Here is a 24942-nt window from a genome sequence, read left to right as displayed (position 1 = left end):
GGCGCGGTCAGCAATATTTCCTTTAACCTGCCGGCCCGAAAAATGGTCAACATGGGCTTTACCGTCCTGGCGATGAATGCCGGTCTGGACAGTGCCATTCTCGATCCAACCAACGGTGATCTGATGGGCATCATCTTTGCCACTGAAGCGTTGCTGGGCGAAGACGACTACTGTATGGAATATATTGGCGCTTACCGGGAGGGCATTTTTGGGCAGAAAAAATAGTTGACGATGAACGGAAAACACTAAGATTCAGGAAGGAGATATTAAAATGTTAACGAAAAGACAAAATCTTGTGGAAGTTATGAAGGGTGGAAATCCGGATCGCTTTGTCAAACAATATGAAGCTTTCGCAATGATGATGAAAACACCAATTACCCGAATCAAGCCACCAATAGGCGGTGAAATTGTCAATGAATGGGGCGTCACCATCCGCTGGCCAGAAGGCCAGCTCGGCGCTTTCCCCGTGCATGACGAAGAACATATCGTGATTAAAGATATTACAAAATGGCAGGACTATGTAAAAGCGCCTTCCGTAGAACAACCAGCTGAAAAATGGGCGACTGCTATTGCTGAAGCCAATGCAGTTGACCGCAATGATCAATATGTCACCGTTTTTGTAGCCCCGGGGATCTTTGAACAAGTCCATTATCTGATGAGTATGGAAGAAGCATTAATGGCATTTTACGAAGAGCCGGAAGCGATGCATGAACTCATTGATTATATTGTCGATTTCGAACTCAAACTGGCAAAAGAGTTTATTGATCATCTCCACCCGGATGCCCTTTTTCATCATGATGACTGGGGTAGCCAGATTAACTCCTTCATTTCACCGGCAATGTTTAAAGAGTTCTTTGAACCGGCTTACAAGAAAATCTACGGGTATTATAAGGATAATGGTGTCGAACTGATCATTCATCACAGCGACAGCTATGCAGCCAACCTGGTCCCGTCAATGATTGAAATGGGAATTGATATCTGGCAGGGAGTTATGACCACCAATAACGTCCCTGAACTTATCAAGCAATATGGCGGAAAAATTACATTCATGGGCGATATTGACAGCGGCGTCATTGATTTCCCGGGCTGGACTCAGGAAAATATTGCTGAAAAAGTGGAAACGGCCTGTCGTCGATGTGGAAAATTGTATTTCATACCTGGTGCCAGTCAGGGATTGAATGTCAGTTCATTCCCTGGTGTCTATGAAGCAACGGATGAAGAAATTGATAGAATGACGAAAGAAATGTTTTAATTTAAAAGGAGGTTTTAGCCAGTTGTTAATCTGGGCTGAAACCTCCTTTTGAGATTAAAATAGTTATTAATAAAGAAATTTGATTTGATGGCAGTCAATGGTTTTGGCGATACGAATACCCTTGTAAAGAAGGGTGGTGACAGCATGTTGATCAATGCCAAGTAAGCGGGGAAGAATCCCGTTGAGCAAAAAAACCAATTCGTCGATGGAATCATCCAGCGGCTTTTCAAAATAATTCAGAAAATACTCCCGACGTCCACCAAAATCGATGAAAAGGAAGTTATCGAATTCTCTTTCACTGACAACCAGATTGTACTCTTGAATATAACCAAGGTAAGTGTTGCGGATAAAGTCGCCAGCAATTCGATAGTTTGATGCTTTTTTGAGAATTTCATAGTAAAAGCGTCGATTGTTTTCATTGTTGAGAATCAGATCAAAATAGATATAACTCAATGCTGCATGGTGCAGGATGGAATTTTCAAATCCATCGATTGATAATGCGTTCAGACACTTGCCAATTTGCTGATAATAATCTGAATATATTTCGTGGACAATGTTATCTTTTGTTTTGAAATAATAGGTAAAAAGACCAATGGGTGTATCAGCTGCGGTTACAATATCTTTTATCTTGGTATTTTCATAACCATGTTCATAAAAGCACTTTTTTGAAATTTCATAAAGATGGTTTCTTGTCTGGATACCTTTTTCGTACATTGTGCGCTCCTTGAGTTTTATTGATTAGATCTGTTTATATCCTATCATATTTCCGCCTGGATTTAAATCTTAAAAATCATAAAATTATAAAAAATAATAATTTTATGATTTTAATTCTGGCACAAAACATCGAACAAATGCGGCGGTTTTTTAAAATCTGATATCAGATTCAGTTGACAATATGAAGAATATGTAATATATTACCTTTTATAGAAGCGTAAGTTTTGGATGTACTATATCGGAAAATAATGGAGAAAAGAGGACGATTATGATTACCATATTATCAGATCACACCAGACAAGAAGTTGGCGAAAGACTGGATAAAAAATTAAGAGAGCGGAAAATAGCGACTGAGTTTATTTCCTTAACAGATATGAATGTAGGACCCTGTTATAGTTGCGGCGGCTGTACTGATAAAACCTATGGACAGTGTATCCATCGCGATGATGGCGATATTATTTTACCAAAATTGATGCGAACCGATGTATTGGTCATGGTTACTCCGGTTAAGTGGGGAAGTTATTCATTTAAAACGAAACGTGTCTTTGATAAATGTGCTGTTATTGGAGATCGGCATTATTATTACAAAAATGGAGAGCTTGTCAAAGGAAAGATTGGTCGGGTTCATACGTTTGTAGCGATTGGTGTTAAGGACCAATGGCAGAACGATGAAAAAAGTGCTTTTGAAAATCTGGTTGCGGAAAACATCAAAATAATGAATATCAAGGGTCGCGTGCATCTGGTTGATGCTAGCAACATCAGTGTCTTTCTTGACTCGGCAGTGGAGGATTTAAATCAATGAAAAAAGTGGTTATTATTAATCTAAGTCCCCGAAAAAAAGGGACAAGCATGATGCTGGCCAATCGTTGCAGAGAATTTTTGTCTGTCCGGGATTATCAGGTGGAAATCCTGCATTTATATCCAAACTTGAAAAACCTGAGTCCGCTTTTGGCGGCTATTAATGAAGTCCAGTCAATCATTATGGTTGGGCCCTGTTATATTAATACTTATCCGGCAGACACGGTTTACCTTTTGGAAGAGCTGGAAAAAAACCGCGACGTCTTGCATGGACAAGATCTTTATGGCATTATACAGGGGGGCATGCCCTATGTTCATACCCATGAATCAGGTTTGAAAATGCTGGAATTATTTGCCGGAGAGAATGATCTCAGTTTTAAAGGGGGATTTGTGATCGGAATGGGGGCAATGCTAAATGGGCAGCCCTTGGACAAGCTCTTGAATGGAAAAAAAGCTGAGCGTGGATTTCAATACTTTCTGGAAAATGTGGCAAAGCAGGAAAACTCATCGTCAGAACTATATCATCAGGCCCAGTTAAAAATGCCTGGAATGGTTTATTATTTAATGGCAAAAATGATGAATCGCAAAATTGACAAAGAGCGACGGGGAAAAGGCATTGGTGATCAGGTAAAAAGCCCCTATGATAATACCGGTATTAATTACTGACAACCTGAAGAAGTAAAGCTTGGCAGGCGGACAACAAAACCTGCCACGATGCATCTTTTTCTGAAATAAGGGTAAAAAGATAAAATAAGAACATCAGCTTGAAAAAAATTTAGGAGGTGGATTCATGGACCTGGAAAATTTGAATCAAAACCTGGGATCTACAAAAAAAACATCAGAAAATTTACGACACGAAAAGCCCCAACTTTTCAAAGCTAAAAAAAATTGGTTGTGGGGGATGGCCATAGTTTTATGCTGTTTGGTCATGATCGTTACAGGGGGTTGTTTTAGTGGAGCAACCCAGGAAAATAGTAAAACGGCAACGGATGAATCCATGGTCACAGATCAGGCAAGCGGGGAGACCACAAATGCTGTGCCGACACCTGAGGCTACGGCAAATGCCAATGTCCCCTTTGATACATCTAAAATTATTTATTCAGGAAATATCAGCCTGAATACGGAAGATTATCAAAACACCTTTGCAAAAATCAGTAGCTATGCCGTGGAAATTGGAGGATTTGTTCAGGATTCTGGCTCAAACTATGCCTCGGAACAGGCGGGTGTCCAGGCTAATTCCGGTTATCTTACCCTTCGTGTACCTTCAGCAAAATTTTCAGAAGCGATGACGCAGATCCAGACATGGGGCAGCCCCATCAGTGCCAATGTCAGCAGCACCAACATTTCTCAACAGTATCAGGATGTTCAGGCGCAACTCAACAACCTGAAAATTGAAGAGGGGCGGCTGTTGGAATACTTAAAACAGGCGACCAATGTTACCGATATGCTGGCCATTGAAAGTGAATTAAACCGGGTTCGAACAGAAATTGACAGCCTCACGAGCACCATTAAAAATTGGGATATCGAAATGGCCTACTCAACAATTTATGTTTCCTTATACGAAAAGCGGTTATCCTCAACTGCCGTCAATTCACCTTTCTCAGAAATATTCGCAAAAATCGGAGAAGGCTTTGTAACCTCGATCAATTTGATTCTATATATCATCGCATTTCTGGTTGTTTTAATTTTTAGACTGATACCATTTGCGGTCATAGCCGGATTAGGGTTCTTTATATTTATTAAGATCAGAAAGAAAGTTAAAGATAAAAAGAACCATCGCAGACAAATCGAACCGAACAAAAAGGAAGACGAAAAAACGGATGGTGAAAACTGATTAAAGGAAAAAGATGCCGGCTGTAGCGGGCATCTTTTGGTTAGCAGCTAATTATCACGATCAGACTGCTGTTCCCGTAGGTGGTGTTGGTGGGGTGGTTCCGGGATCGGGTCGCGTTCCGCCAGGACCGCCGGTTCCAGTATTACCGTTACTGGTGACAATGGCGGTGCCTTCAATACCTTCGGTACAATTGGCAATGTTAAAGGTCCCACCAGCAATATAAACATAGCCCTTGGTGGTGTCGCTGTCGTGTTTTGAAGTCAGGCCTTTACCCGCCGATGAGCTGATGTTAAAAATGCCGTCTTTTATTTTAAGTGCATCCTTGCCGTTAAATCCAGCTTTTACCGATTCGATATCAAAGATACCATCAGTAATAACCAGGTCATCTTTGGAGACAATACCGTGCTTATAATGGGCTGTGATATTCAATGTGCCAGAGCCATTGATAGCTAAATCGGCCTTGCTGAAAATGACGGCATCTACGGTGTTGTCGTCGGTCTGAATATATTCAGTCCCATCAGTCAAGGTATTGGTCGTTCCATCGGCCAGGGTGATAAATACCTTGTCAGCACTCTTAAGATAAATCGGTGCGCTGTTGCTATTGTGGATAGTGACGCCGTTTAAGACAAGCTGCACTTTTTCGGCATCTGCGGTTTCCACCCGGATCTGACCTTCGGTGAGATTACCGGTAACCACGTAGGTTCCTTCTTTGGTAATGGTAAGAATGCCATTACCGGCAGTAGCTCCGGTTCCGGTTACCTGGATATCAGTTCCGTTAAAAACTGCCTGGGTGGCAGTGCTTAGGTCATAACTGCTGTCCTGTTCACGGTTTGAGAATTCTTTATCGACGACAATCGTCGAAGTCGGCGAAGCGATGGCCGCTGAGGAAGAGGTTGAATCATCGGTATCCTCGCTACTTTCATCATCAGAGTCGCTACTGCCGGAATCAGCACCGTCTGAATCACCGTTATCTGTGCCAGTTTGCAGAATCTGTATTTCCAAAGCTTCCAGTCGCCGGCTCAAACCCGTCGTTCCCAGTTCGGCACCGTCGGCGACCCAATCGGTGTCGCCCTGATCCTGAATGTGGCCCCGGTACTCAACAGAATATCCGGACATGGCATTGCCGTCATCATCCACCAGGCGAATTCTGATGGCTTCGATTCGTTGGCTTTTATCTCTGGTTCCAGCAAACTCACCGTCCGATACCCAGTCCATCCAGCCTTCATTTTGAACATGGACCTGATATTCAATGTGGGCATTTTCTGGTACGGTTCCTGTTAATTCAATCCAGAAGCCCTCCAGACGCAGACTTTGACCTTCGGTACCCAATTCGGTGGGGCCTTGAATCCAGGTGTTGTCCAGGGGTAGTCTCCAGTATTCTGAATATGGCCCCGGTACTCGACGCCGATACTATTTGAAACTGCGGTTGTAGTGGTGGTGCTGATCGTGGTCGTTTGATCGGACGCAGCAAAAACACTGGTTGAGAAGCTCAACGATAGGATAGTCATTGCTGAGATCATGGATAGGGTGGATTTTTTCATAATTACCTCCAAATTTATGAAGAACCAGCCAGAGGGCTTGTTTCTTTTCATTTTACTATCATATCCCGGAGAGGTGAGCGTTATGTGAAGAGATAGTGAGTGGCAACTGAAAATTTATTGGTGCCATTTGCAAATAGAAGTTGACAATTAAAGGCTAAAAAAATATAATGAAAATAATCAAATACGGAATGAAATTGCTTACTGATCTTATCTTCCTAAAACATGAACATGTCATGGAGGTTAAGACGTTAGGGTTCTGCAGGAAACGACAGGGCCTCCCACATTGGAAAAGTAAGAAAATCATGTTTGCATGGAGTTTTTTGTGGGTTTAGCTTTGCTGAGCCTTCTTTTTTTTGCAGAATTTGAATTTTTTATTTTTGTTTGGGAATCCTGAATTTCGCAGTCTTCCGTTAAAAAAGAAAGCTCAGGAGGAGAAAATGAAAAAGAAGTTGTTAACACTGGCATTGGTGATGGTCTTGGGGGTTGGTCTGCTTGGTTGCAGTGCGCCAGCAGCAAATTCAGGCAAAGAAGAAAACGCTTCCAAAACGGAAACGACAACCCAGAGTCAGGAGACGGTTGCGCAATTCAGTATCACTCTAGAAGGGGTTAATGGAAAAACCCAGCTGACTCAGGCAGATCTGGCAGCCTTGCCACTGGTAGAAAAAACCATTAAAATGACTAAAAAAGATGGATCAGAAACGGGTGGTGTTTTTCAAGGTTATGCTTTAAAGGATGTCGCTAAACAATTGGGCATCACCGACTTTACCAGCATCACAATGGCAGCATCAGACGGCTATTCTAAGGCCTATGACAAAGCGACAGTTGAGGCAGAAGATTCGCTGCTGACCGTTTCATTAGATGGTGAAGAACTGGTCAGTGTAGTTGCTGGCAGTTTAGGTTCTAGTGCCTGGGTTCAGAACATCAGTAAAATGAGTGTTGTTAAATAATAAAGACTTAAGTGGGCAAAGTTATCTTTGCCTGCTTTATTTTGGTTTGGGAATAAATCGGCAATTCAATAGTTAAGGAGAGCTATGAAGATGAGCAGACAAGAACTTGGAAAAGATCGCATTGTCAACCACTTGAAAAGTCTCAAACGATGGATTCTGCCGCTGGTAATTCTATTCTTAACCCTTTCATCAGTGCTTCTGATCACGATTAATAAAACGCAGACGGAAGAACGGTTGGCGGCGCTGGGCCGGGAAACGGTTAAAATTATCGTCAATGATGAAATGGTCGCTCAGTTTGATCTGGAAGCGGTCAAAGCGCTGCCAAAGGTACTCACGGATGAAGGTTTAAATACCAGTAAAGGTAAGGAAGAGATCGTCTTTGGTGGGGTATTGCTAAAAGATGTATTAAAGACCATTGATTTTGATTATCGCCAGTATCAAACAGTAACTTACAAAGCGATTGACGGTTATGCCTCCCCCGGGACGATTGCCGAATTGGATGGCGATGGGGTTTATCTTGTCTATGAACGCAACGGCGTCGAAAACACCGATAAAACCCAGGGTGGAACAGGCCCGATGGAAATTGTCATAACGGGTGAGACCTTCAGTTTGCGAAATTGCAAATATCTAAGTGAAATTTATTTTGAGTAAAAAGACTGTTACCATACGAAGATGAGGTGTAGTGATGAAGGTAATATCGGTACGGGGATTGACGCATTCGGGAAAAACAACGGTCATTGAAACTATTATCAGCGGTTTGCGAAGAAGAGGGTACTCGGTGGGATCGGTTAAGGAAATTCATTATGAAGCTTTTGCCATGGATCAACCGGGAACGAACACAGATCGCCATAAACAGGCGGGGGCACAACTGGTAACGGCGTTGGGAATGGCAGAAACAGATATTCTTTACCAGGCAAAACTGCCACTTCGAAAGCTGCTGGCTCACTATGATCATGATTATGTGATATTGGAGGGTGTTGACGATCCGGCCATTCCCAAAATTGTCACCGGCCATGATTATGAGGGTCTTGAAGAGCGGTTGGATGACACGGTGTTCGCATTTTCCGGAGTTATCGCAGACCAGTGCAGTAACTATCGGGGAAAAGCAGTGGTTCACTGCTTACAGGAACCTGATCGTCTGGTTGATCTGGTTCAGCAGTATGCGTTTGATCTTTTGCCCGGTTTTTCAGAAAAATGCTGTGGTTTATGTGGCACTGATTGTGCAGGGTTTTGCCGGCAGATTGTCGCCAACGAGGTAAAAAGAGCGGATTGTCCCCTCAAAGATGACGGGGTGACGCTGAAAATCAATGAGCAAAAGGTCGTGATGGTTCCCTTTGTTCAAAAACTGATTCAAAATGTGGTGCTCAGTGTCGTTTCGGAACTGGAAGGATATGAAAAAGGTGCCGATATAAAAATACACCTTGGCAGACCCGAAGATGATGAGTGAGACCATTCAAAAATACTATCAAACTGGAAACTACCAGGTACTCAGACAATTTAAAAGCAAAAAAAACCGGGTTCAGCTGATCGAGATATCAGCGGGTCAGCAGGTGATCCGGCTGATTGAAAAAACATTTACAGAAGCAGTAGCGCTAAAAAAAGAACTGTCAATGTTAAACCTGCTTCATGAAATGGCGTTTAGCGTCCCCGAATGTTTGGGCCAGTTTGACCGTGTCCTATTATACGAATATCTTGGCGGAATGACGCTTTGTGAAAAACTGGAAATAGCAGAAGTTTGTGAACCGGACTTATTTTCAGGCCCTGTCAACCGGGACAATGAGATCACCGAGTTGTTCAAAAAAACGATTGACTGGCTTGATCAATTGCATCAAAAAACCGGTCTGACTTTTTATGATATCAATCTCAGAAATTTCATCGTTAGGGATAATCTGGTTTATGCTATTGATTATGAAGATTTCAGTAAGCTTAAGCCGGTGGTTGATTATGGCCGACTGCTGGCCTTTATCCTGACCTACAAACCGGTCTTTACCGAGTGGAAAAAAGCTTTGATCCGGGAATTGGAAGACTACCTCAATAATGAAATCAAGGTGAACATGGATGAAGTCCGGCAGGAAAAAGAAAGAGAGCTTGCGCGTATAAATGAAAGGAGGGCTAAGCTTGTTTGAAAAGAAGTTTGAAAAACTAACCCTATTTGATCTGGTCACGATTGCCATGATGGCAGCTTTGGGGATTGCGGTAAAGGTTGTCCTGGTACCGCTGGTACATATTATCACCGGCCCTTTTTTTATCCCCGGGGGGTCCATTTCCGGGGGCATCTATATGCTGTTTATCGTTTTGGGGGCGTTGCTGGTAAAAAAAACCGGAGCGGCCTTTCTGGTTTGTCTGGTTCAGGCGATTCTGGTCACCGTCACCGGTACCATGGGTTCCCATGGCATCATGAGCATGCTTACCTATTTAATGCCAGGTATCGGCGTGGAAATTCTTTATTTTTTAATTGGAAAATACAAATACACCAAAGGGGGTTGCTTTAGTGCCGGGGTGGTGGCCAATGTACTGGGCAGCTTTGGTGTTAATTTTGTCTTCTTCCGCTTGCCGTTGATCCCGCTGCTGCTGACTTTGAGTTTGTCGGCCTTATCAGGCGGACTGGGAGGACTGCTGGCTTACGCCATTGCCAATCAGGTCAACCGCTTAGGGTCTTTCAATGAGCCGGAAGAGATGGAGGAAATCGACATCCGCTGCAGTGGTGATCCCGGATTAGTCGATCCAGCGGAAAAGACAAACCATGAATAAGCCACAAGTACAAAAGAAGTCAGTTACTATTCAAAAAATAACCAGCAGTAAAACTGGAGGCCGAAATGAATCCCATAGAAGTGCGAGATCTTTATTTTCGTTATCCTGGCAGTGAGGTCAATATCCTCCATGGACTGGATCTGAGTCTGAAAAAAAATGAAATACTGGCTGTCGCTGGTCATTCTGGCTGCGGCAAAAGCACGCTGTGTCATATCTTAGCTGGAATCATTCCCCAAACCATCCGAGGCAGAGTACAGGGCGAGGTAGCTGTGTTTGGTGAATCTATTTTTAAAATGCAAACGTCCAGACTAGCCGAAACGGTGGGAATTGTATTTCAGGAGCCTGATAATCAACTGTTTTCGCCCACCATTGAAGCGGAGGTTGCCTTTGGCCCTGAAAATCTTTGTATCAAACGAGAGATTATCGGAGAACGGATTGCAGCGATGCTAAAAATAGTGGGAATGGAGGATTACCGGTTTGATTCCCCCAATAATCTTTCCGGTGGTCAAAAGCAACTGATTGCCCTGGCTTCAGTCCTTAGTATGGAACCACAGGTACTGCTGTTTGATGAAGCCTTGTCCCAGATCGATAACAGGGGCCGGGAGTTGATCAAAGCGGTCATGGGGCGATTAAGAGAAGCGGGGAAATCGATCATCATGGTGGAACATGATTTTGAAAATATGGATCTTGCCGATCGTATCCTAGTACTGAAGCATGGCCGTCTGATTCCCTATGAAGGCAACTTATAGTGATTTAGTATCTGAAGGCAAAAAATAAAGTGAGAAACAATGAATGGAGCCAGAATGGAGAGCTATATCAAACTCACGGGAATATCCTATGGCTATCCCCGTAGCAGATTTGCATTAAGGGATATCAATATGTCACTGAACCGGGGCGAAATTGTCGGGATCACCGGTGAAAATGGATCAGGAAAAACCACTCTGGGAAAAATTATCATGGGTATTCTGATGCCAGATTCAGGAAATATCGTAATCGACGGCGTCGACGGAAAGAACTTGAAGCTGTGTGAGCGTGGGTCTAAGATTGGTTATGCTTTTCAAAACCCGGATCGTCAGCTTTTTGCTGCGAATGTTCGGGATGAAATCATCTTTCCGCTGGAAATTAAGGGAATGAACAAAACGTTGGCGCAGGAAAAGGCCGCGGCACTGCTGGGGCGGTTTGAGCTGAGCCATCTCAAAGAACGGGTGCCGATGCGGCTGAGCCGGGGCGAAAAACAGCGCCTGGTGCTGGCGGCAACTCTGGCGCAGGAGCCCGGATTTCTAATTCTGGATGAACCCGCTACGGGGCTGGATCGGGATCGCAAAAAAGCGCTGTATCAATTGATGGAAGAACTGGCTCGGGAAGGCATTGGTCTGGCTGTGATTTCCCACGATCTTCAATTTATTGAGCATCATGCCAATCGCATTATCAGACTTGAAAATGGAAAGGTTGTGGATGATGGCTGCTAAGATCGATCCGCGAACAAAAATAGTGCTGGTCCTTTGTCTGACCTCGATGGTACTGGTGGTAGAGAATTTGGCTTTTGTTGTGGGGATCGGTATCATTTCAATTGCCTGCGCGCTACTGATGGGGGTGCAGTTATTGGCGCTGATCAGGCGGTACCAACGGATTTTGATCTTGCTCTTGACCCTCTCGATTGTCCAGAGTATTTTTACACCCGGTCCAAAAGTGCTTTTTGAAGTGTTTGGAATCCCGCTGCTGACCGAAAAAGGGCTTGAGATGGGGATTAAAACATTTGTCCGGATGCTGGTCATTCTGACTTCTGGGGTTATTATGTCGACGTCAAACTACCGGGAGACCATACAAGGGCTGATTCAGTGGAAGGTGCCCTATAAAATCGCCTTTATGACGGCGTTGTCGTTGCGGTTTATTCCCATCTTCACCGAAGAATTTCAGGATTCTATGGTAGCGCTACAGTTAAAGGGAATCGATTTCAAAAAGATCCCCTTTGGTAAGAAAACCCAAATCTACGTTTATCTGATTACTCCTATTATTCTGTCTTCATTAAAACACGCCGAAGAAATCGCCATTGCCATGGAAAGCAGAGCCTTCGGCGCCTATCAAAGCCGGGTGGAATACCTGGTGCTCAGACTAAAAGGATATGATTATGGGGTGATGATTGCAGCAGTTCTTCTGAGTATCAGCTACGTGTGGGCGGCTTTGATGGTCTAGAGAAGCAATAAAACAATGCAGCAAATATTCAAGCTTATTTAAAAATAAAAATCAACAGGAGAGTGTAATGAAAAAGAGTATCAGCCTGTTTTGGGCGATAATGATGGCAATGTTTCTGGTGGTGGGATGCAGTGGTGGTGGTCAGAAAACTGCTGCAAGTGCGCCGAAGTTTTCGGGAACTGCCCAGGTCAGGGTCTTCACCGCCGCTGGTCAGGAATGGATCATTGATCAGAAAACCATGTCCACCGCTCCGCTGGTGGCGTTTGAAACGACCCAGGGAAAAAGCGGCGAAGAACCAATAACCAATGAACATTTGGGAATCCTCTTAAAAGATATTCTGGCAGCAGCTGGTGTGGATTTAAGTACGGTTAATCAGATCACCTGTACTTCTCAGGATGGTTTTTCAAAGGCCTACAGTAAAGCTGATCTGGAAGATCCGGAAAAACTTTTTCTGACCTTTGCAATGGATGGTGAAAATTTAACCTTTGAGAATCAGGATTGCTTTTTTATCGTGGCCAAGAATGAGAGTTTTAAGCAAAACTGGACAAAATTTCTGAAGGAAATCGAGATTTCCTGATTAACGGATTCATGTGATAAGAAGAAAGTGAGGGAAAGATGAAAAGAGGTTATTTAGGGGTTCTAACCGGCCTGATGATGGTGATGTTAGCCGGTTGTACCAATGGCGTCAGCTATGAAGCAGGCAGCTATGTAGGGTCGGCGCAAGGAAAAAATGGTCCCATCAAGGTGGAGGTGACCTTTTCGGAAAATAAAATTGAATCGGTTCAAGTGGTTTCTTACAAGGATGATCTGGACTACGCAACCAAAGCGGTCGAGGGGATGCCGGAAAGTATCATCGCAAAACAACGGCTGGACGTTGATGCAGTTTCTGGAGCGACTCTGACCAGTCGCGGTATCGTCGGTGCGGTGGCGCAATGCGTAACGGATGCCGGTGCTGATCCCGAAAAATTGGGCTTCACATCGGTAGCAAAAAAAACCGACAGTCAGGAAGTGCTGATTACCGGTCTGACTGATGAAAAAATCATCACCGGCGATGAAATCAAGGCCATGACGCCCGTGACATTCGAAGCGATTTCAATTGATGCCAGTGGAACACAAACGCCCACCTCCGGAAAAGGAGTCAAACTGGAAGATATTCTGGCGCAATATGGGGAATCGCAAAAAAACTATGACGCCATTGTATTAAATGCCACGGATGGTTACGCCATCGAAATTCCCCGGGATGTATTGGCGATTCGGGATGTGATCATTGCCTATGAAGTTAACGGTGCCGCCTGTGATTTGCGGACGGTGGTGCCGGAGGAACGGGCGATGTATTGGGTGAAATTCCTTAATAAAATCGAGATTAAGGGGGCTGTGACCCAGGTCGAAACTGAAAATCTAGCCATGCTGGAAACGGCAGTTTTGATGTGTACACCGGAAACCTACAAGTATTATGATGCCATTGATCAGGCTGTTCCAACCAGTCAGCTATTAGAAAAAACCGGCGCTACAAAAACTGAGACAGTGGATGTGGCCGGAATGGATGGCTGGGCGCGAACCGAAAATTATGATCTTTATAAAAACCAGTATATTAAAATTACCGGCGAGAATGCGCCAATGTTTATTGGTCCCGATCTTCCAGAAGGGATGCGGATGAAGGATATGCTTTATAATAAGCTGGGAAAAGATCTGATTTTGAGTGTTTCAAAAGCACAGGAAAAATATGGCACCACCACCATGAATGGAAAATCCGGAGTAGCCATCGACAAAATATTCCAGGAGCTGAAAATCAGGGAAGCAGCCAGATACAAGCTGACGGGTTCCGATGGGAACGAAACGGAAATTTCCCTGGAAGAGCTAAAGAAGGGGCTTTTAACGCTTTCTGACGGTGGTGTTGATGGTGTGTTTGAAGGGCCAGATGCTGTTTCGGTGAAAGGATTGCTCTTCATTAAAGCGGTTGTGTAGGTGAAAAAATGACCGGTTATTTAAAAAAAATCCGGATTATGATACCCTTGATATTGCTCATTTTCATTCTTTCCGGATGTGATTATCAGGGCTTGGGCGGCGAGTATCCCGAAAGCTTTACAATCGGTGGGGATGTCGAAACGCCATTGACCATCAATACCATGATGGGTTATCCGATCAAGCGGGTTACCAAAGATGAAAAAAATTATACCACAATTGCCCTGGAAAAGGTGATCGCTTCAGCCCAACCCCGATCAACCAGTTATGATCTGTTGTTAATCGGGGCAGATGGGTTGTCTTCCAAAATAAACGGAAATGATCTCAGTGACTGTCATCTGAGCTATTCAAATCGTTATGACTGGGAATTGATCAATACCCGCCATCCCATCTCCAGTCAGATCAAAAATCTGAGTGGCATCATCGTGATTTCGACTGATCTGGATGAAGACAAAAAGGCTATCGGAATTGATGACAAAAGTGGCTACCGGAGCACCACGGCCGGCAATTTGTACCTGAATGGCTTCACCGAAAAGCGAATTTTTGAAGGTCAGTCTGAAATTAATGGAAAAACAGTGACTGTTTACACCACCCACAAGCAGGTTTTACCCGAAGATCTGCTCGATTTTCAGGCTGAAATCGCGGTATTTGGACGGGATGGAAGCATCAAATTCGATAAGGTGAGCGATAAAAACTATTTTGAAATCAGTGCGACCGGGATCAACTACACGGCCTCGGATCTGACAACGATCACCGATGTCGCTGGAGTTCTCGGCGATCCACCGCGGTTTTCGATTACCGACGTGGCCCCGGATGCCATCCATCAACTGGAAAAAGGCAGTGATGTGATGGTCATTGAGTTGGATGGTCTGGGTTGGACAATGCTGAAAATGGCAGGGGAACAGGGTAAAGCTCCTTATTTATCCAGTTTGCCCGCTCAGCCGGCTTTATCAGTTTACCCGCCGATTTCTCCGGCGGGACTGGCGGCCATGATCACCGGAACACTTCCCAACAGCAATGGGATTAACAACCGGGAAGTGATGGATTTTAACGGTACAGATATTTTTGATAAAGCCCGGGTACTCAACAAAACGGCCGTTTATATCGAAGGCGATGTCAAAATGCTCAACACCTCCATCGAACCGGTCCTTTCTGTCAATGAGGGTGACCAGGATAGGAATGTTTTTGAGAACACCAAAAAAGCAATTAGCACAAAAAACCAACTGATCTTCACCCATTTTCATAGCATTGATGATGATGCGACCACCTATGGCCCTTATTCCCGGGAGGCAATGGAGCAAATTTACGAAGTGGACAAAATGGTCCAGGAACTGACCCGCGATTTTAGGGGAACAATCATCATTACCGCTGACCATGGGCTCCATCCAAGTGGTTCAGGGGGGACCCATGGCAGGATCTGTTACGAAGATATGATCGTTCCCTATATGATTATAAAAAATGAGCAGGTATAAAAAGACAAGAAGACATATTAATAATTGAGCATTTACTGGGAAAAGGCAAATAAATACCTTTGACTGTTCAAAATGAATTGATAATTATGTTCGAAAAAAGATCAAATGATCAATTAACGAACAATTTATTTCCGATCACTGATCAAAATATACACAAACAAGAGTGGAAGATAAAGAAGAAAGCCTTCAAACAGGCTTTTTTTTATTTGGCACGTTTATTGCTGTATATTACAACCATCATCAGTAACACAGTGAAAATGATACAGATCAAGCTAATGGAGGAAACAATATGAAGGTAGTACCTGTTCGCGAATCAGTGGGTATGTTCCTGGCACATGATATGACCCAGATTATCCCTGGGGAGTTTAAAGGAGCAGCATTTAAGAAGGGGCATATTGTGCAGGAAGAAGACATTCCCCGATTATTGAACATGGGAAAAGAACACATTGCCATTATTGAGTTCAATGATGGGACAATCCATGAAGACGATGCAGCTCTAAGATTGGGACAAGCGGCCTCAGGAATTGGAGTTGAATACGTCGGCGCATCCGAAGGAAAAGTGACGATGACCGCAACTCAATCGGGACTACTTAAAATAAACGTGCCGGTTCTTCAGGAGATCAACGAACTGGGCGAGATGATGATGGCCACCCTTCATACCGATACCATGGTAACCAAAGGAACTCTGGTTGGCTCAACCCGGATCATCCCACTTTCCATCGAAAATGAAAAACTGATCAAGATGGAAGAATTATGTGCAAGAAGTAAGCCGATCGTTGAAGTGCTACCACTGAAAAAATTCAAAGTAGGAGTCGTTACCACCGGCAATGAGATTTTTTATGGCCGGATCGAAGACAAGTTCGGAGATGTGATCAGAGAAAAATTTGCCGAACTTGACTCGGAGGTATTTAAACAGGTTTTTTCCCGGGATGACTCGGACATGATTGCTGAGTGTATCCTGGGTTTAATAGCAGAAGGGGCTGATATTATCACCGTAACTGGCGGAATGTCGGTCGATCCTGACGATGTCACGCCGGAAGGAATCGGGAAAACCGGGGCGAAGTTTGTCTCTTATGGTGCACCCACGTTGCCTGGTGCGATGTTTTTGCTTTCATATCTGGGTGATATTCCAGTGCTGGGATTACCCGGTTGCATTATGTACAGCCACCGAACCGTTTTTGATTTGGTGGTACCTAAGTTGATGGTAGGCGAAAGATTAACCCCCAAAGACATATCCAAACTGGGGCATGGGGGACTCTGTTCCACCTGTCCGGTATGTCACTATCCCAATTGCGGATTTGGAAAAGGTTGATTTTTGCATCCATATAGAGTAAATAGTTTTTAATATTTTAAGGAGGATTTCACGTGGAAAAAAAGACATTGTTCATTAACGGGATTCAAAGGACGGTAATTGTTGATCCGGAAACTACCCTGGCAAATTTAATCAGAAAACAGCAGGGGTTAACCGGAACAAAGATTGGTTGCGGCAAAGCAGAATGTGGAGCCTGTTCAGTTATTTTAAATGGCAAGGTAGTGCGATCCTGTGTTATGAAAATGAAACGGGTTGACGACGAGTCTGAAATCATCACCATTGAAGGCGTTGGAACGCATGAAAATTTACACCCATTGCAATTGGCATGGATGGTCAATGGGGCTGCTCAGTGCGGTTTCTGCTCACCTGGTTTTATTGTTTCGGCAAAAGCATTACTAGAAGAAAATGCCAGTCCAACCCGTGAAGAAGTTCGGGCGTGGTTCCAGAAACATCGAAATGTTTGTCGTTGTACTGGTTATATCCCCATTGTCGATGCGGTTATGGACGCAGCAAAACTAATGCGCGGCGAAATTGCAAAAGAAGACCTGTGGTTCCAGTTAAAAGATGGCGCATCCATCATGGGTTCAAATATGGCCCGTCCTTCAGCCCTGGCAAAAGTTACCGGTACCTGGGACTTTGGCGCAGATTTAGGATTAAAACTGCCTGAAAACACTTTGCACATCAAATTGGTTCAGGCTCAGGTTTCTCATGCCAATCTTATTTCTGTTGATACCTCTGAAGCAGAAAAAATGGAAGGTGTATTCAAAGTTATCACTGCTAAAGATGTTCCCGGAACCAACCGCATTAACGGTTTAGCATTCCCTACGAATTTAGGGGATGGTCTGGAACGTCCGATTTTAAATGATAAAAAAATCTTCCAGTTTGGGGATGCCATCGCCATGGTATTGGCCGATACCCCGGAACAGGCAGAAGCAGCCGCTGCAAAAGTTGTTGTTGAAGTTGAAGAACTATTACCATATATGAGCGCGCCGGCGGCTATGGCCGATGATGCTATCGAAATTCATCCTGGCACACCAAATGTTTATTTCAAAACCAATATCGTGAAGGGCGATGATCCCGCGCCATTAATGGAAAAACTGCCAAATATCATTGAAGATGACTTCTATGTTGGCCGTCAACCACATTTACCATTAGAACCAGATGTTGGATTTGCATACTTTGACGAAGAAGATAACCTGATGGTACATTCCAAGAGTATTGCTCTTCATTTCCATCAGCTAATGACAGCTGAAGCCATTGGTGTTGATCCGACTAAATATTTTATCGTTCAAAACCCAACTGGGGGAACATTCGGCTATAAATTTAGCCCAACCATCGAAGGTTTGCTGGGTGTGGCCGCATTGGTTACCAAAAGACCGGTATTCCTGGAATTCAGCATGTACCAACAAATCACCTACACCGGAAAACGTTCGCCATTCTTTATGAATGTAAAAATGGGAGCCGACGAAAATGGTATCCTGAAAGCGATGGAAACGGACTGGTCAGTGGATCATGGTCCATATTGCGAATTCGGTGATCTGGTAACTACTCGTGGCTCGCAATTTATCGGTGCTGGTTATAATATTCCCAATATCCGCGGTGAAGGCCGAACGGTTGCCACCAACCATGCCTGGGGCTCGGCATTTAGAGGTTATGGCTCACCACAGAGTTTATTTGCATCTGAAACCTTAATTGATATGCTGGCATATCAAATGGGTGAAGACCCCTTGGAACTTCGTTATAAAAATGTATATCGCGAAGGCGACACCACACCACAAGGTTGCGAACCAGATGTTATTGCATTACCACAGGCCATTGATACGATCCGACCGATTTATCAGGCCGCTAAAGCTAAAGCTGAAGCTCTGAACGCAGAGGGCGGAGATATCAAACACGGCGTTGGGATCTCGCTGAATATCTATGGTTGTGGTCTTGATGGCCCAGACTCCTCTGAAATGTGGATCGAATTAACTAAAGATGGCGTTACCGTCGGGGATTCATGGGAAGACCATGGCCAGGGCGCTGATATGGGAACATTGACATTTGCTCATGAAACACTGCGACCGTTAGGAATTAAACCCGAACAGATCAAACTGGTCATGAATAACATGAAATTGACACCAAACAGTGGACCAGCAGGCGGAAGTCGTTCAAATGTAATGACTGGAAACGCTATTAAAGTGGGTTGTGAAAACTTACTGGCAGCTATGAAAAAAGATGATGGTAGCTTTAGAACCTACGATGAAATGGTCGCTGAAGGTTTGCCATTACGCTATGAAGGCGTTTGGACAGCTCCTTGTACAGCGCCATCGGTTGAAACCAGCCAGGGAAATCCATTCCCAGTTTATATGTACGGGGTGTTATTGTCAGAAGTTTCGGTTGATACCACCACCGGTAAAACCAATGTCGATAAATTGACCCTTGTATCAGACTGCGGAACCATTACCAATAAAACTGTTCTTGAAGGCCAGTTATGGGGTGGCTTAACCCAGGGGATTGGTTTAGCCTTAAGTGAAGACTTTGAAGATATTCAAAAACACACAACCTTAACTGCATGCGGGATTCCGCAAGTGAAAGATGTTCCTGACGAAATCGTCCTGATTCATCAGGAAACACCGCGTCCATTGGGGCCATACGGCGCTGCTGGCTCTGGTGAAATGCCATTATCAGCACCACATGCTTCGATCGCAAATGCGATTTTCAATGCCTGTGGCGTTCGCATCAAGCATTTGCCAGCTTATCCCGAAAAAGTACTTGAAGGTTTAGAAGCCTTGAAATAAACACACCACGTCTCATTACCAAAGGAATTGAAAGCTTCTAAGCTTTCAATTCCTATTTTAAATTAACCGGTAGGGTTAGCGTACACTGGACTTCGGTGTTTGTTTCTATGGTACAATTGGGAGAGATTATTTACTTGCTTATTTATAACGTTAGTAGGGTGTATTACAGTAAATTTCGCAATCATTTATAATAATTGTTTATAGAAACAAACATCAGGACAAGTGATGGTGTTTAGTTGCCGCTTTGGCCTAAATAATAAAAGAGTTAGGAGACCAACTATGAATTTAGATAAATTATTGGAAACCGGGGATCGCTGTATTCATAAGGAACCCCCAACCTGTACAGCCCAGTGTCCGGTTCATCTGGAAATTATCGATTTTTTAGCAGAAATAGAAAAAGGAAATTTTCAGAATGCTTATAAGCTGATGGAAAAGAAAATGCCTTTTCATAACATTATCGGGCGAATCTGTGATCATCCCTGCGAAGCACCCTGTGAAAGAAGCAAGGCCGGCGGATCAATCCGGATATCTGATCTGGAGAAAGCGGTGCTGGAATATGGCACTTATAAACCTAAAAAAGTCTGGCCGCTGCCTAAAAATAAAGGCAAGGTTGCGATTATCGGCGGTGGACTAAGTGGTTTAACCACGGCTGTTGATCTGGATAAGAAGGGTTATATTGTCACAATTTTTGAAAAAACCAATCAATTGGGCGGCCGACTGTGGGATTTTGTGGGCGACTCCCTAACTGAAGCAATACTGCAGCAGGAATTAAAGGCGGTTGTCGACAAAAAAATGACCATTCATTTTGAAGAAACGGTAGATAAAAGTAAACTGACTGAACTGCTAACTGAATATGACGCAGTTTATCTGGGGACAGCTAACTGGGCAGTGCCAATCGAAGTGAATCCGGTTACCTTTCAAGTGGGCAATTTGGCGCTGTTTGTCGGTGGGCAGCTACTTAACAAAACGGATTCGGTGATTTTGTCAGCCAGCTCCGGGCGACGGGCGGCTATTTCCATAGAGCGGTTTCTGTCAAAGGTATCGCTGACCGATTCCCGAGACCGAGAAGGTATCTTTGAAACACCGCTTCAATTTGATATCAGCAGTAAAGAGTCGCTGCCACCGATCGAGAAATCAACCGGTATTTACAGCCAGGTAGAAGCCATCGATGAGGCCAAGCGCTGTGTCAAATGTCAGTGCCGCAAATGCATTGAAGGCTGTGTCCATCTCCGTAAATTTGAAATGTCCCCAGATGCTTACATTCGCCAGATTAACCACAACGAGCGGATTATTTTAGGAACGCATTATGCCAATAAAATGATTAATTCCTGCGCTGAATGTGGTCTCTGCAAGGAAGAGTGTTTTCTGGATATCAGCATGAACGATGTCATTCATGAAACCCGGGAAAGTATGGTGGCGCGGGGCAAGATGCCGGTTTCGGCCCATGACTTTGCTTTGAAAGATATGGCCTTTTCTAACAGCTCCCGTTTTTCATTGGTGCGGAAACAACCGAGCAAAGAGGAATCCAAAGATTTGTTTTACTATCCGCTGATTTCCTTTTCTGATTATGTCAAAGGACTATACAAGGGTACCGGCAAAACGGAATATCTTTTCTATCCCGGTTGTCAGTTGCCGGCATCTTATCCAGATGATATCAAAAGCATCTACGAGTACCTGGTCGGCCATGTCAAAGGTGATGTCGGGATTTATCTGGGTTGCTGCGGAGCACCGGCTGATTGGGCTGGACAGCGGGGTTTGATGAACGAAAATATCGAAGCGATCAAAAAAGTCTGGGCCGAAATGGATCACCCCACCTTTATACTGGCATGTTCCAGCTGTATCCGGATTTTCGAGAAATATCTCCCAGAAATAAAAGTGGAGTCACTCTGGGATATTTATGTCCGTGAGGGCTTGCCGAACAAAGATCACATTAAAATTCCGCAGACCTTAAGCATTCACGATGCCTGCGGTACCCGGGAGAATAGTGATCTTCACGAGAGTGTTCGAAAAATTGTCGCCAAGCTGGGTTATGGGATTGAAGAACTGGAATACAGCAAAGAAAAAACAAAATGCTGTGGTTACGGCGGCCTGGTTTATTACGCCAACCGGGAACAGTGTGATGCTTTTGTTTCTGAACGCATCGACGAAAGTGAGCATGATCTGCTGGTTTACTGTGCCATGTGCAAGGATCTGTTTGTCTCCGGCGGCAAACGAACCTACCATTTGCTGGATCTGATTTATCCCAAAGATGATGGCGAAGCGGCTACCCGTAAGATGCCAACCCTGTCAGAACGCCATCAGAACCGAAGTCGTGTTAAACGAATTCTTTTAAAAGAAATCTGGAGAGAGGAACCCATGGAGATTGTGCTGGAAGATAATTTTACCCTGATCATCCCCGAAGATGTCCAACGGAAAATAGAAGACCGCTATATCTTAATCGAAGATATCCAGGCAGTACTGAAAAATGCCGAAGAAAATAACGAACGTTTCTGTAATCCCGAAACCGAAGAATATCTGGCCAGACTGCGACGGGATAATGTTACCTTTTGGGTGAAATATGAAAAAGAAGCGGGATCCTTCCTGATTAAAAGCGTCTATAGCCACCGCATGGAAATACTGGAAGAGGATGGAAATAGTGGAGGAACAAAATGAAACACGAAAGTAATGACCAAACAAAGTGGCTCTGTGATAAATGCCAGCGCGAACTGGAATTAGCCAAGGTCAAGGTTCGCTATATGGAAGGGAATTTTGAAGTGGATCTGATGAAATGTCCGACCTGTAACCAGGTATTTATTGACGAAGTGCTGGCTCTAGGGAAGATGAAGGAAGTCGAAGAAGGACTGGAGGACAAATAATTGTCTGGTAACTGTGCCTATGAAAGCCCAGAAATGTCAGCACTTTTGGGAGGAACGTTGCGGCCGGGGGGATTCGATTTAACCGCGAAGGGGGTTGCATGCTGTCATTGGACATCCGCCGATTTATTGCTGGATCTCGGCTGTGGTCAGGGAGCCACGGTCCGCTACCTGGACCAGACCCATGGGCTGAAAGCAGTGGGGATTGATCCCTCCCAAAAACTGCTGGCCATTGCTCGGAAAGACAATCCTGAAAAAACCTTTTTAATCGGCAGTGGCGAAGCGATTCCCTTGCCGGATGATATATTTCAAGGGGTATTGTCCGAGTGTACCCTTTCATTGATGGGCGACATGCATGCAGCGCTGCAGGAGGTTTGCCGGGTGATGAAAACGAATGGGATGTTCTTTATCACTGATGTGTATGCCAGAAATCCGGAATCCCTTGAAGTTATCAAGACCCATCAGTTTGAGAGCTGTATGCGAGGCTTGTATGATTTAAAACAGTTGCAAGCCGATGTCGAACGTGCAGGTTTTGAGATTGTATTACTTGAAGACCATAGTGAATTGCTCAAACAGCTGCTGGTCAAAACGATCTTTGAATTCGGCTCGATGAATGCATTCTGGCAAAAAACCGGTGGTGCTTGTGCAGCCGGATTTCAGGAAGCACTGAAAATGTGTAAACCGGGCTATTACATGATGATCGCAAGAAAGGTGGAATAAGACATGGATGAATTAAAATTTGAACTTTATCGACTGGGGACAGAAGGCTATTGCTGCAGTCAAATTATGCTGAAGCTGGCACTGGATATGGAAGAAATCGAAAACGAAGACCTGATCCGGGTGATGAATGGCTTATGTAACGGCATTGGCGGCAATCAGAAAACCTGTGGCGTTTTAACGGGTGGTATTGGCGTAATTGGTCTGTATGCCGGAAAGGGCAAAGCCCGGGAATACACCCGCGATAATTTTGGCAGGATGGTTAAAGACTATATGGATTGGTTTGAAGAGCGCTTTGAAAGCACCGAATGTGTGGATCTGATTGGCGTTTACCGATTTACTGACGAAAATAATCAGGCCTATCCGGTGAAATGCGGTGATACGCTGCTGGAAAGCTTTGAAAAGGTGGTCGAAATACTTCAGGAAAACGGTTATACTTTTGGAAATAGAGAGCAATAGGAAGAAAAATGAAGCGAATCATCTCAACAACTGAAAGCCTTTGCCCGGCCTGTCTAAAAAAAATAAATGCGATCATTTGGTCTGAGAACAACGAGACCTATATGGAAAAATCCTGTCCCGAGCATGGCCGTTTTAGAGCCCTGCTGTGGCGGGGCAGTATACCCATGGAAGAATGGGTCCGTGATAAGGTTCCGGCAACTATCAATAAACCCAATACCGAGGTCGACCAGGGCTGCCCCTATGATTGCGGGCTTTGCGTCGATCATCGTCAGCATACCTGTACGGCTTTGATTGAGGTCACCCAGCGTTGTAATCTCATTTGTGCCTTTTGCTTTGCGGATGCCAATGGAAATAACCAGACCGATCTGACCCTCGATACCATCCGGTCGATGTATGCCAGTGTTATGGCAACCTCTGGTAATTGTAATATTCAGTTATCCGGGGGTGAACCAACCTTACGGGATGATCTGCCGCAAATTATTGAATTGGGACATCAGCTGGGTTTTTCCTTTATCCAAATTAACACCAATGGGATTCGTTTGGGCGAGGATGAAGCTTTTGTCAAACAACTAAAAGCGTCGGGACTCAACTCTGTTTTTCTGCAATTTGATGGCACCAATGACGAGATTTATAAAAAACTCAGAGGTAAGCCATTACTGGCAACCAAGATAAAGGCAATTGAAAACTGTCAGCGCTATAATATTGGAGTCGTCCTGGTGCCAACCCTGGTCAGCGAAGTCAATGATGACGACCTGGGGAACATCATCAATTTTGGTTTGGATTGGGTTCCTACTGTCAAAGGGGTTCATATGCAGCCGGCCAGCTATTTTGGCCGGATCCCCAATTTGCCGGTGGAAGCAAAGCGGCTGACACTGGGGGATATCATGGACAGGATTGAAGATCAGACTGCAGGGCGAATCAAAAAACAAAGCTTAGCGCCGCCGGGATGTGAAAATGCCCGATGTTCCTTTCATGGCAATTATATGCTTCAGGAAAATAATGAGCTGTTAGCGGTCAATAATCCCGCCAATTGCTGTGGAACTGAAAAGGCCGAAGCTGGGGCAAACAAAACCAAAGCCCATGTCTCCCGCAAATGGAGTGGAAAAGACATGACTGTAGAAAAAAAAACTGACTTCAGTCAGGGAGATCAGGAAAAATGTCAATGGGATAAGATTTTGGAGCGGATCAACCGCTACTCTTTCAGTTTGTCGGCGATGGCCTTTCAGGATGTCTGGAATCTTGATCTGAACCGGGTTAAAGATTGCTGTATCCATGTTGTCAATCCCAAGGGTCAGTTGATTCCGTTTTGTATGTATAACCTGACCGATCAGAATGGTTATTCACTTTATCGCAAGTAG

General features: G+C 44.3%; 25 protein-coding genes, 1 pseudogene and 1 riboswitch. Of the genes and pseudogenes, 23 read left to right on the top strand and 3 right to left on the bottom strand.

Features of this window, described 5'->3' with window-relative positions:
* Window positions 1-225: pseudogene (locus A3KS_RS23710) on the top strand (methyltetrahydrofolate cobalamin methyltransferase); the annotation flags it as partial.
* Window positions 226-271: 46 nt separating this feature from the next.
* Entirely contained in the window at window positions 272-1252 is a 981-nt protein-coding gene (locus tag A3KS_RS0104395) for a uroporphyrinogen decarboxylase family protein (RefSeq protein ID WP_026393894.1), read from the top strand.
* 66 nt (window positions 1253-1318) lie between these two features.
* Here A3KS_RS0104395 and A3KS_RS0104390 read toward each other — a convergent pair whose 3' ends face one another.
* Window positions 1319-1966: a TetR/AcrR family transcriptional regulator gene (locus tag A3KS_RS0104390; RefSeq protein WP_026393893.1), complete on the bottom strand. Its 648-nt coding sequence runs from the start codon at window positions 1964-1966 to the stop codon at window positions 1319-1321.
* A 268-nt stretch (window positions 1967-2234) separates the two neighbouring features.
* Here A3KS_RS0104390 and A3KS_RS0104380 point away from each other — a divergent pair, with 268 nt between their 5' ends.
* From A3KS_RS0104380 to A3KS_RS0104370, 3 genes are all read left to right on the top strand, one after another.
* Entirely contained in the window at window positions 2235-2768 is a 534-nt protein-coding gene (locus A3KS_RS0104380) for a flavodoxin family protein (RefSeq protein WP_026393892.1), read from the top strand.
* Window positions 2765-3430, top strand: a complete 666-nt coding sequence (locus tag A3KS_RS0104375) for a hypothetical protein (RefSeq protein ID WP_026393891.1) — start codon at window positions 2765-2767, stop codon at window positions 3428-3430. The genes A3KS_RS0104380 and A3KS_RS0104375 overlap by 4 nt, the downstream gene beginning before the upstream one ends.
* Before the next feature lie 124 nt (window positions 3431-3554).
* Window positions 3555-4598, top strand: coding sequence for a DUF4349 domain-containing protein (locus A3KS_RS0104370; RefSeq protein WP_026393890.1), 1044 nt, complete (start codon window positions 3555-3557; stop codon window positions 4596-4598).
* Between the two features lie 60 nt (window positions 4599-4658).
* Here the strand turns inward: A3KS_RS0104370 and A3KS_RS22315 are convergent, their stop codons facing one another.
* Entirely contained in the window at window positions 4659-5927 is a 1269-nt protein-coding gene (locus A3KS_RS22315) for a carbohydrate-binding domain-containing protein (RefSeq protein ID WP_051355647.1), read from the bottom strand.
* Window positions 5876-6139, bottom strand: coding sequence for a hypothetical protein (locus A3KS_RS23420; RefSeq protein WP_156913197.1), 264 nt, complete (start codon window positions 6137-6139; stop codon window positions 5876-5878). The genes A3KS_RS22315 and A3KS_RS23420 overlap by 52 nt, the downstream gene beginning before the upstream one ends.
* A 187-nt stretch (window positions 6140-6326) precedes the next feature.
* Window positions 6327-6449: riboswitch (molybdenum cofactor riboswitch) on the top strand.
* Between the two features lie 127 nt (window positions 6450-6576).
* Between A3KS_RS23420 and A3KS_RS0104355 the strand changes: the two genes are divergently transcribed.
* From A3KS_RS0104355 to trsS, 18 genes are all read left to right on the top strand, one after another.
* Entirely contained in the window at window positions 6577-7086 is a 510-nt protein-coding gene (locus tag A3KS_RS0104355) for a molybdopterin-binding protein (protein ID WP_026393889.1), read from the top strand.
* 90 nt (window positions 7087-7176) lie between these two features.
* A complete protein-coding gene (locus A3KS_RS0104350) occupies window positions 7177-7737 on the top strand; it encodes a hypothetical protein (protein ID WP_026393888.1) in 561 nt (186 codons plus the stop codon).
* Between the two features lie 34 nt (window positions 7738-7771).
* Window positions 7772-8533, top strand: a complete 762-nt coding sequence (locus A3KS_RS0104345) for a molybdopterin-guanine dinucleotide biosynthesis protein MobB (RefSeq protein ID WP_026393887.1) — start codon at window positions 7772-7774, stop codon at window positions 8531-8533.
* Entirely contained in the window at window positions 8523-9212 is a 690-nt protein-coding gene (locus A3KS_RS0104340; protein WP_026393886.1) for an RIO1 family regulatory kinase/ATPase domain-containing protein, read from the top strand. The genes A3KS_RS0104345 and A3KS_RS0104340 overlap by 11 nt, the downstream gene beginning before the upstream one ends.
* Entirely contained in the window at window positions 9205-9837 is a 633-nt protein-coding gene (locus tag A3KS_RS19975) for an ECF transporter S component (protein ID WP_242834735.1), read from the top strand. The genes A3KS_RS0104340 and A3KS_RS19975 overlap by 8 nt, the downstream gene beginning before the upstream one ends.
* A 65-nt stretch (window positions 9838-9902) precedes the next feature.
* A complete protein-coding gene (locus A3KS_RS0104330) occupies window positions 9903-10586 on the top strand; it encodes an energy-coupling factor ABC transporter ATP-binding protein (protein WP_026393885.1) in 684 nt (227 codons plus the stop codon).
* Window positions 10587-10625: 39 nt separating this feature from the next.
* Entirely contained in the window at window positions 10626-11306 is a 681-nt protein-coding gene (locus A3KS_RS0104325; RefSeq protein ID WP_026393884.1) for an energy-coupling factor ABC transporter ATP-binding protein, read from the top strand.
* Entirely contained in the window at window positions 11293-12030 is a 738-nt protein-coding gene (locus tag A3KS_RS0104320) for an energy-coupling factor transporter transmembrane component T family protein (protein WP_026393883.1), read from the top strand. Before A3KS_RS0104325 ends, A3KS_RS0104320 begins: the two co-directional genes overlap by 14 nt.
* Window positions 12031-12097: 67 nt before the next feature.
* Window positions 12098-12607 carry a molybdopterin-binding protein gene (locus A3KS_RS0104315; protein WP_026393882.1) on the top strand — a complete coding sequence of 170 codons (510 nt, stop codon included), beginning with the start codon at window positions 12098-12100 and terminating at the stop codon, window positions 12605-12607.
* Window positions 12608-12645: 38 nt separating this feature from the next.
* The gene (locus tag A3KS_RS22310) at window positions 12646-13995 is read left to right on the top strand and encodes an FMN-binding protein (protein WP_051355646.1); all 1350 of its coding nucleotides are present in this window, start codon (window positions 12646-12648) and stop codon (window positions 13993-13995) included.
* Between the two features lie 8 nt (window positions 13996-14003).
* The gene (locus A3KS_RS0104305; RefSeq protein WP_026393881.1) at window positions 14004-15464 is read left to right on the top strand and encodes an alkaline phosphatase family protein; all 1461 of its coding nucleotides are present in this window, start codon (window positions 14004-14006) and stop codon (window positions 15462-15464) included.
* A gap of 289 nt (window positions 15465-15753) precedes the next feature.
* A complete protein-coding gene (locus A3KS_RS0104295) occupies window positions 15754-16776 on the top strand; it encodes a molybdopterin-binding protein (protein ID WP_026393879.1) in 1023 nt (340 codons plus the stop codon).
* 53 nt (window positions 16777-16829) lie between these two features.
* A complete protein-coding gene (locus A3KS_RS0104290) occupies window positions 16830-19556 on the top strand; it encodes a molybdopterin-dependent aldehyde oxidoreductase (protein ID WP_026393878.1) in 2727 nt (908 codons plus the stop codon).
* 279 nt (window positions 19557-19835) lie between these two features.
* Window positions 19836-22208, top strand: coding sequence for a pyridine nucleotide-disulfide oxidoreductase/dicluster-binding protein (locus tag A3KS_RS0104285; protein WP_026393877.1), 2373 nt, complete (start codon window positions 19836-19838; stop codon window positions 22206-22208).
* Window positions 22205-22411: a DVU_1557 family redox protein gene (locus tag A3KS_RS0104280; RefSeq protein WP_026393876.1), complete on the top strand. Its 207-nt coding sequence runs from the start codon at window positions 22205-22207 to the stop codon at window positions 22409-22411. Before A3KS_RS0104285 ends, A3KS_RS0104280 begins: the two co-directional genes overlap by 4 nt.
* A complete protein-coding gene (gene trsM, locus A3KS_RS0104275) occupies window positions 22412-23128 on the top strand; it encodes a DVU_1556 family methyltransferase (protein WP_026393875.1) in 717 nt (238 codons plus the stop codon).
* A 3-nt stretch (window positions 23129-23131) separates the two neighbouring features.
* Window positions 23132-23584: a DVU_1555 family C-GCAxxG-C-C protein gene (locus tag A3KS_RS0104270; protein WP_026393874.1), complete on the top strand. Its 453-nt coding sequence runs from the start codon at window positions 23132-23134 to the stop codon at window positions 23582-23584.
* Window positions 23585-23592: 8 nt separating this feature from the next.
* Window positions 23593-24942, top strand: a complete 1350-nt coding sequence (gene trsS, locus A3KS_RS0104265; protein ID WP_026393873.1) for a radical SAM (seleno)protein TrsS — start codon at window positions 23593-23595, stop codon at window positions 24940-24942.

It is taken from the genome of Acetobacterium malicum subsp. dehalogenans DSM 11527 (assembly GCF_000472665.1).
In the GTDB taxonomy this organism is placed as follows: Bacteria; Bacillota; Clostridia; order Eubacteriales; family Eubacteriaceae; genus Acetobacterium; species Acetobacterium malicum.
The sequence above is the reverse complement of the archived record's forward strand: the minus strand, read 5'-3'. Positions and strand labels throughout refer to the sequence as shown.

What these genes read in the sequence shown, in the direction of transcription:
- A3KS_RS23420 (WP_156913197.1), bottom strand. Translation starts at nt 6,139, where the DNA reads ATGAAAAAATCCACCCTATCCATGATCTCAGCAATGACTATCCTATCG.
- A3KS_RS0104270 (WP_026393874.1), top strand. Translation starts at nt 23,132, where the DNA reads ATGGATGAATTAAAATTTGAACTTTATCGACTGGGGACAGAAGGCTAT.
- A3KS_RS0104375 (WP_026393891.1), top strand. Translation starts at nt 2,765, where the DNA reads ATGAAAAAAGTGGTTATTATTAATCTAAGTCCCCGAAAAAAAGGGACA.
- A3KS_RS0104340 (WP_026393886.1), top strand. Translation starts at nt 8,523, where the DNA reads ATGATGAGTGAGACCATTCAAAAATACTATCAAACTGGAAACTACCAG.
- A3KS_RS22310 (WP_051355646.1), top strand. Translation starts at nt 12,646, where the DNA reads ATGAAAAGAGGTTATTTAGGGGTTCTAACCGGCCTGATGATGGTGATG.
- A3KS_RS0104320 (WP_026393883.1), top strand. Translation starts at nt 11,293, where the DNA reads ATGATGGCTGCTAAGATCGATCCGCGAACAAAAATAGTGCTGGTCCTT.
- A3KS_RS0104325 (WP_026393884.1), top strand. Translation starts at nt 10,626, where the DNA reads ATGAATGGAGCCAGAATGGAGAGCTATATCAAACTCACGGGAATATCC.
- A3KS_RS0104305 (WP_026393881.1), top strand. Translation starts at nt 14,004, where the DNA reads ATGACCGGTTATTTAAAAAAAATCCGGATTATGATACCCTTGATATTG.
- A3KS_RS0104280 (WP_026393876.1), top strand. Translation starts at nt 22,205, where the DNA reads ATGAAACACGAAAGTAATGACCAAACAAAGTGGCTCTGTGATAAATGC.
- A3KS_RS0104345 (WP_026393887.1), top strand. Translation starts at nt 7,772, where the DNA reads ATGAAGGTAATATCGGTACGGGGATTGACGCATTCGGGAAAAACAACG.
- A3KS_RS0104390 (WP_026393893.1), bottom strand. Translation starts at nt 1,966, where the DNA reads ATGTACGAAAAAGGTATCCAGACAAGAAACCATCTTTATGAAATTTCA.
- trsS (WP_026393873.1), top strand. Translation starts at nt 23,593, where the DNA reads ATGAAGCGAATCATCTCAACAACTGAAAGCCTTTGCCCGGCCTGTCTA.
- A3KS_RS0104295 (WP_026393879.1), top strand. Translation starts at nt 15,754, where the DNA reads ATGAAGGTAGTACCTGTTCGCGAATCAGTGGGTATGTTCCTGGCACAT.
- A3KS_RS0104395 (WP_026393894.1), top strand. Translation starts at nt 272, where the DNA reads ATGTTAACGAAAAGACAAAATCTTGTGGAAGTTATGAAGGGTGGAAAT.
- A3KS_RS0104330 (WP_026393885.1), top strand. Translation starts at nt 9,903, where the DNA reads ATGAATCCCATAGAAGTGCGAGATCTTTATTTTCGTTATCCTGGCAGT.
- A3KS_RS0104315 (WP_026393882.1), top strand. Translation starts at nt 12,098, where the DNA reads ATGAAAAAGAGTATCAGCCTGTTTTGGGCGATAATGATGGCAATGTTT.
- A3KS_RS0104350 (WP_026393888.1), top strand. Translation starts at nt 7,177, where the DNA reads ATGAGCAGACAAGAACTTGGAAAAGATCGCATTGTCAACCACTTGAAA.
- A3KS_RS0104370 (WP_026393890.1), top strand. Translation starts at nt 3,555, where the DNA reads ATGGACCTGGAAAATTTGAATCAAAACCTGGGATCTACAAAAAAAACA.
- A3KS_RS0104285 (WP_026393877.1), top strand. Translation starts at nt 19,836, where the DNA reads ATGAATTTAGATAAATTATTGGAAACCGGGGATCGCTGTATTCATAAG.
- A3KS_RS0104355 (WP_026393889.1), top strand. Translation starts at nt 6,577, where the DNA reads ATGAAAAAGAAGTTGTTAACACTGGCATTGGTGATGGTCTTGGGGGTT.
- A3KS_RS0104380 (WP_026393892.1), top strand. Translation starts at nt 2,235, where the DNA reads ATGATTACCATATTATCAGATCACACCAGACAAGAAGTTGGCGAAAGA.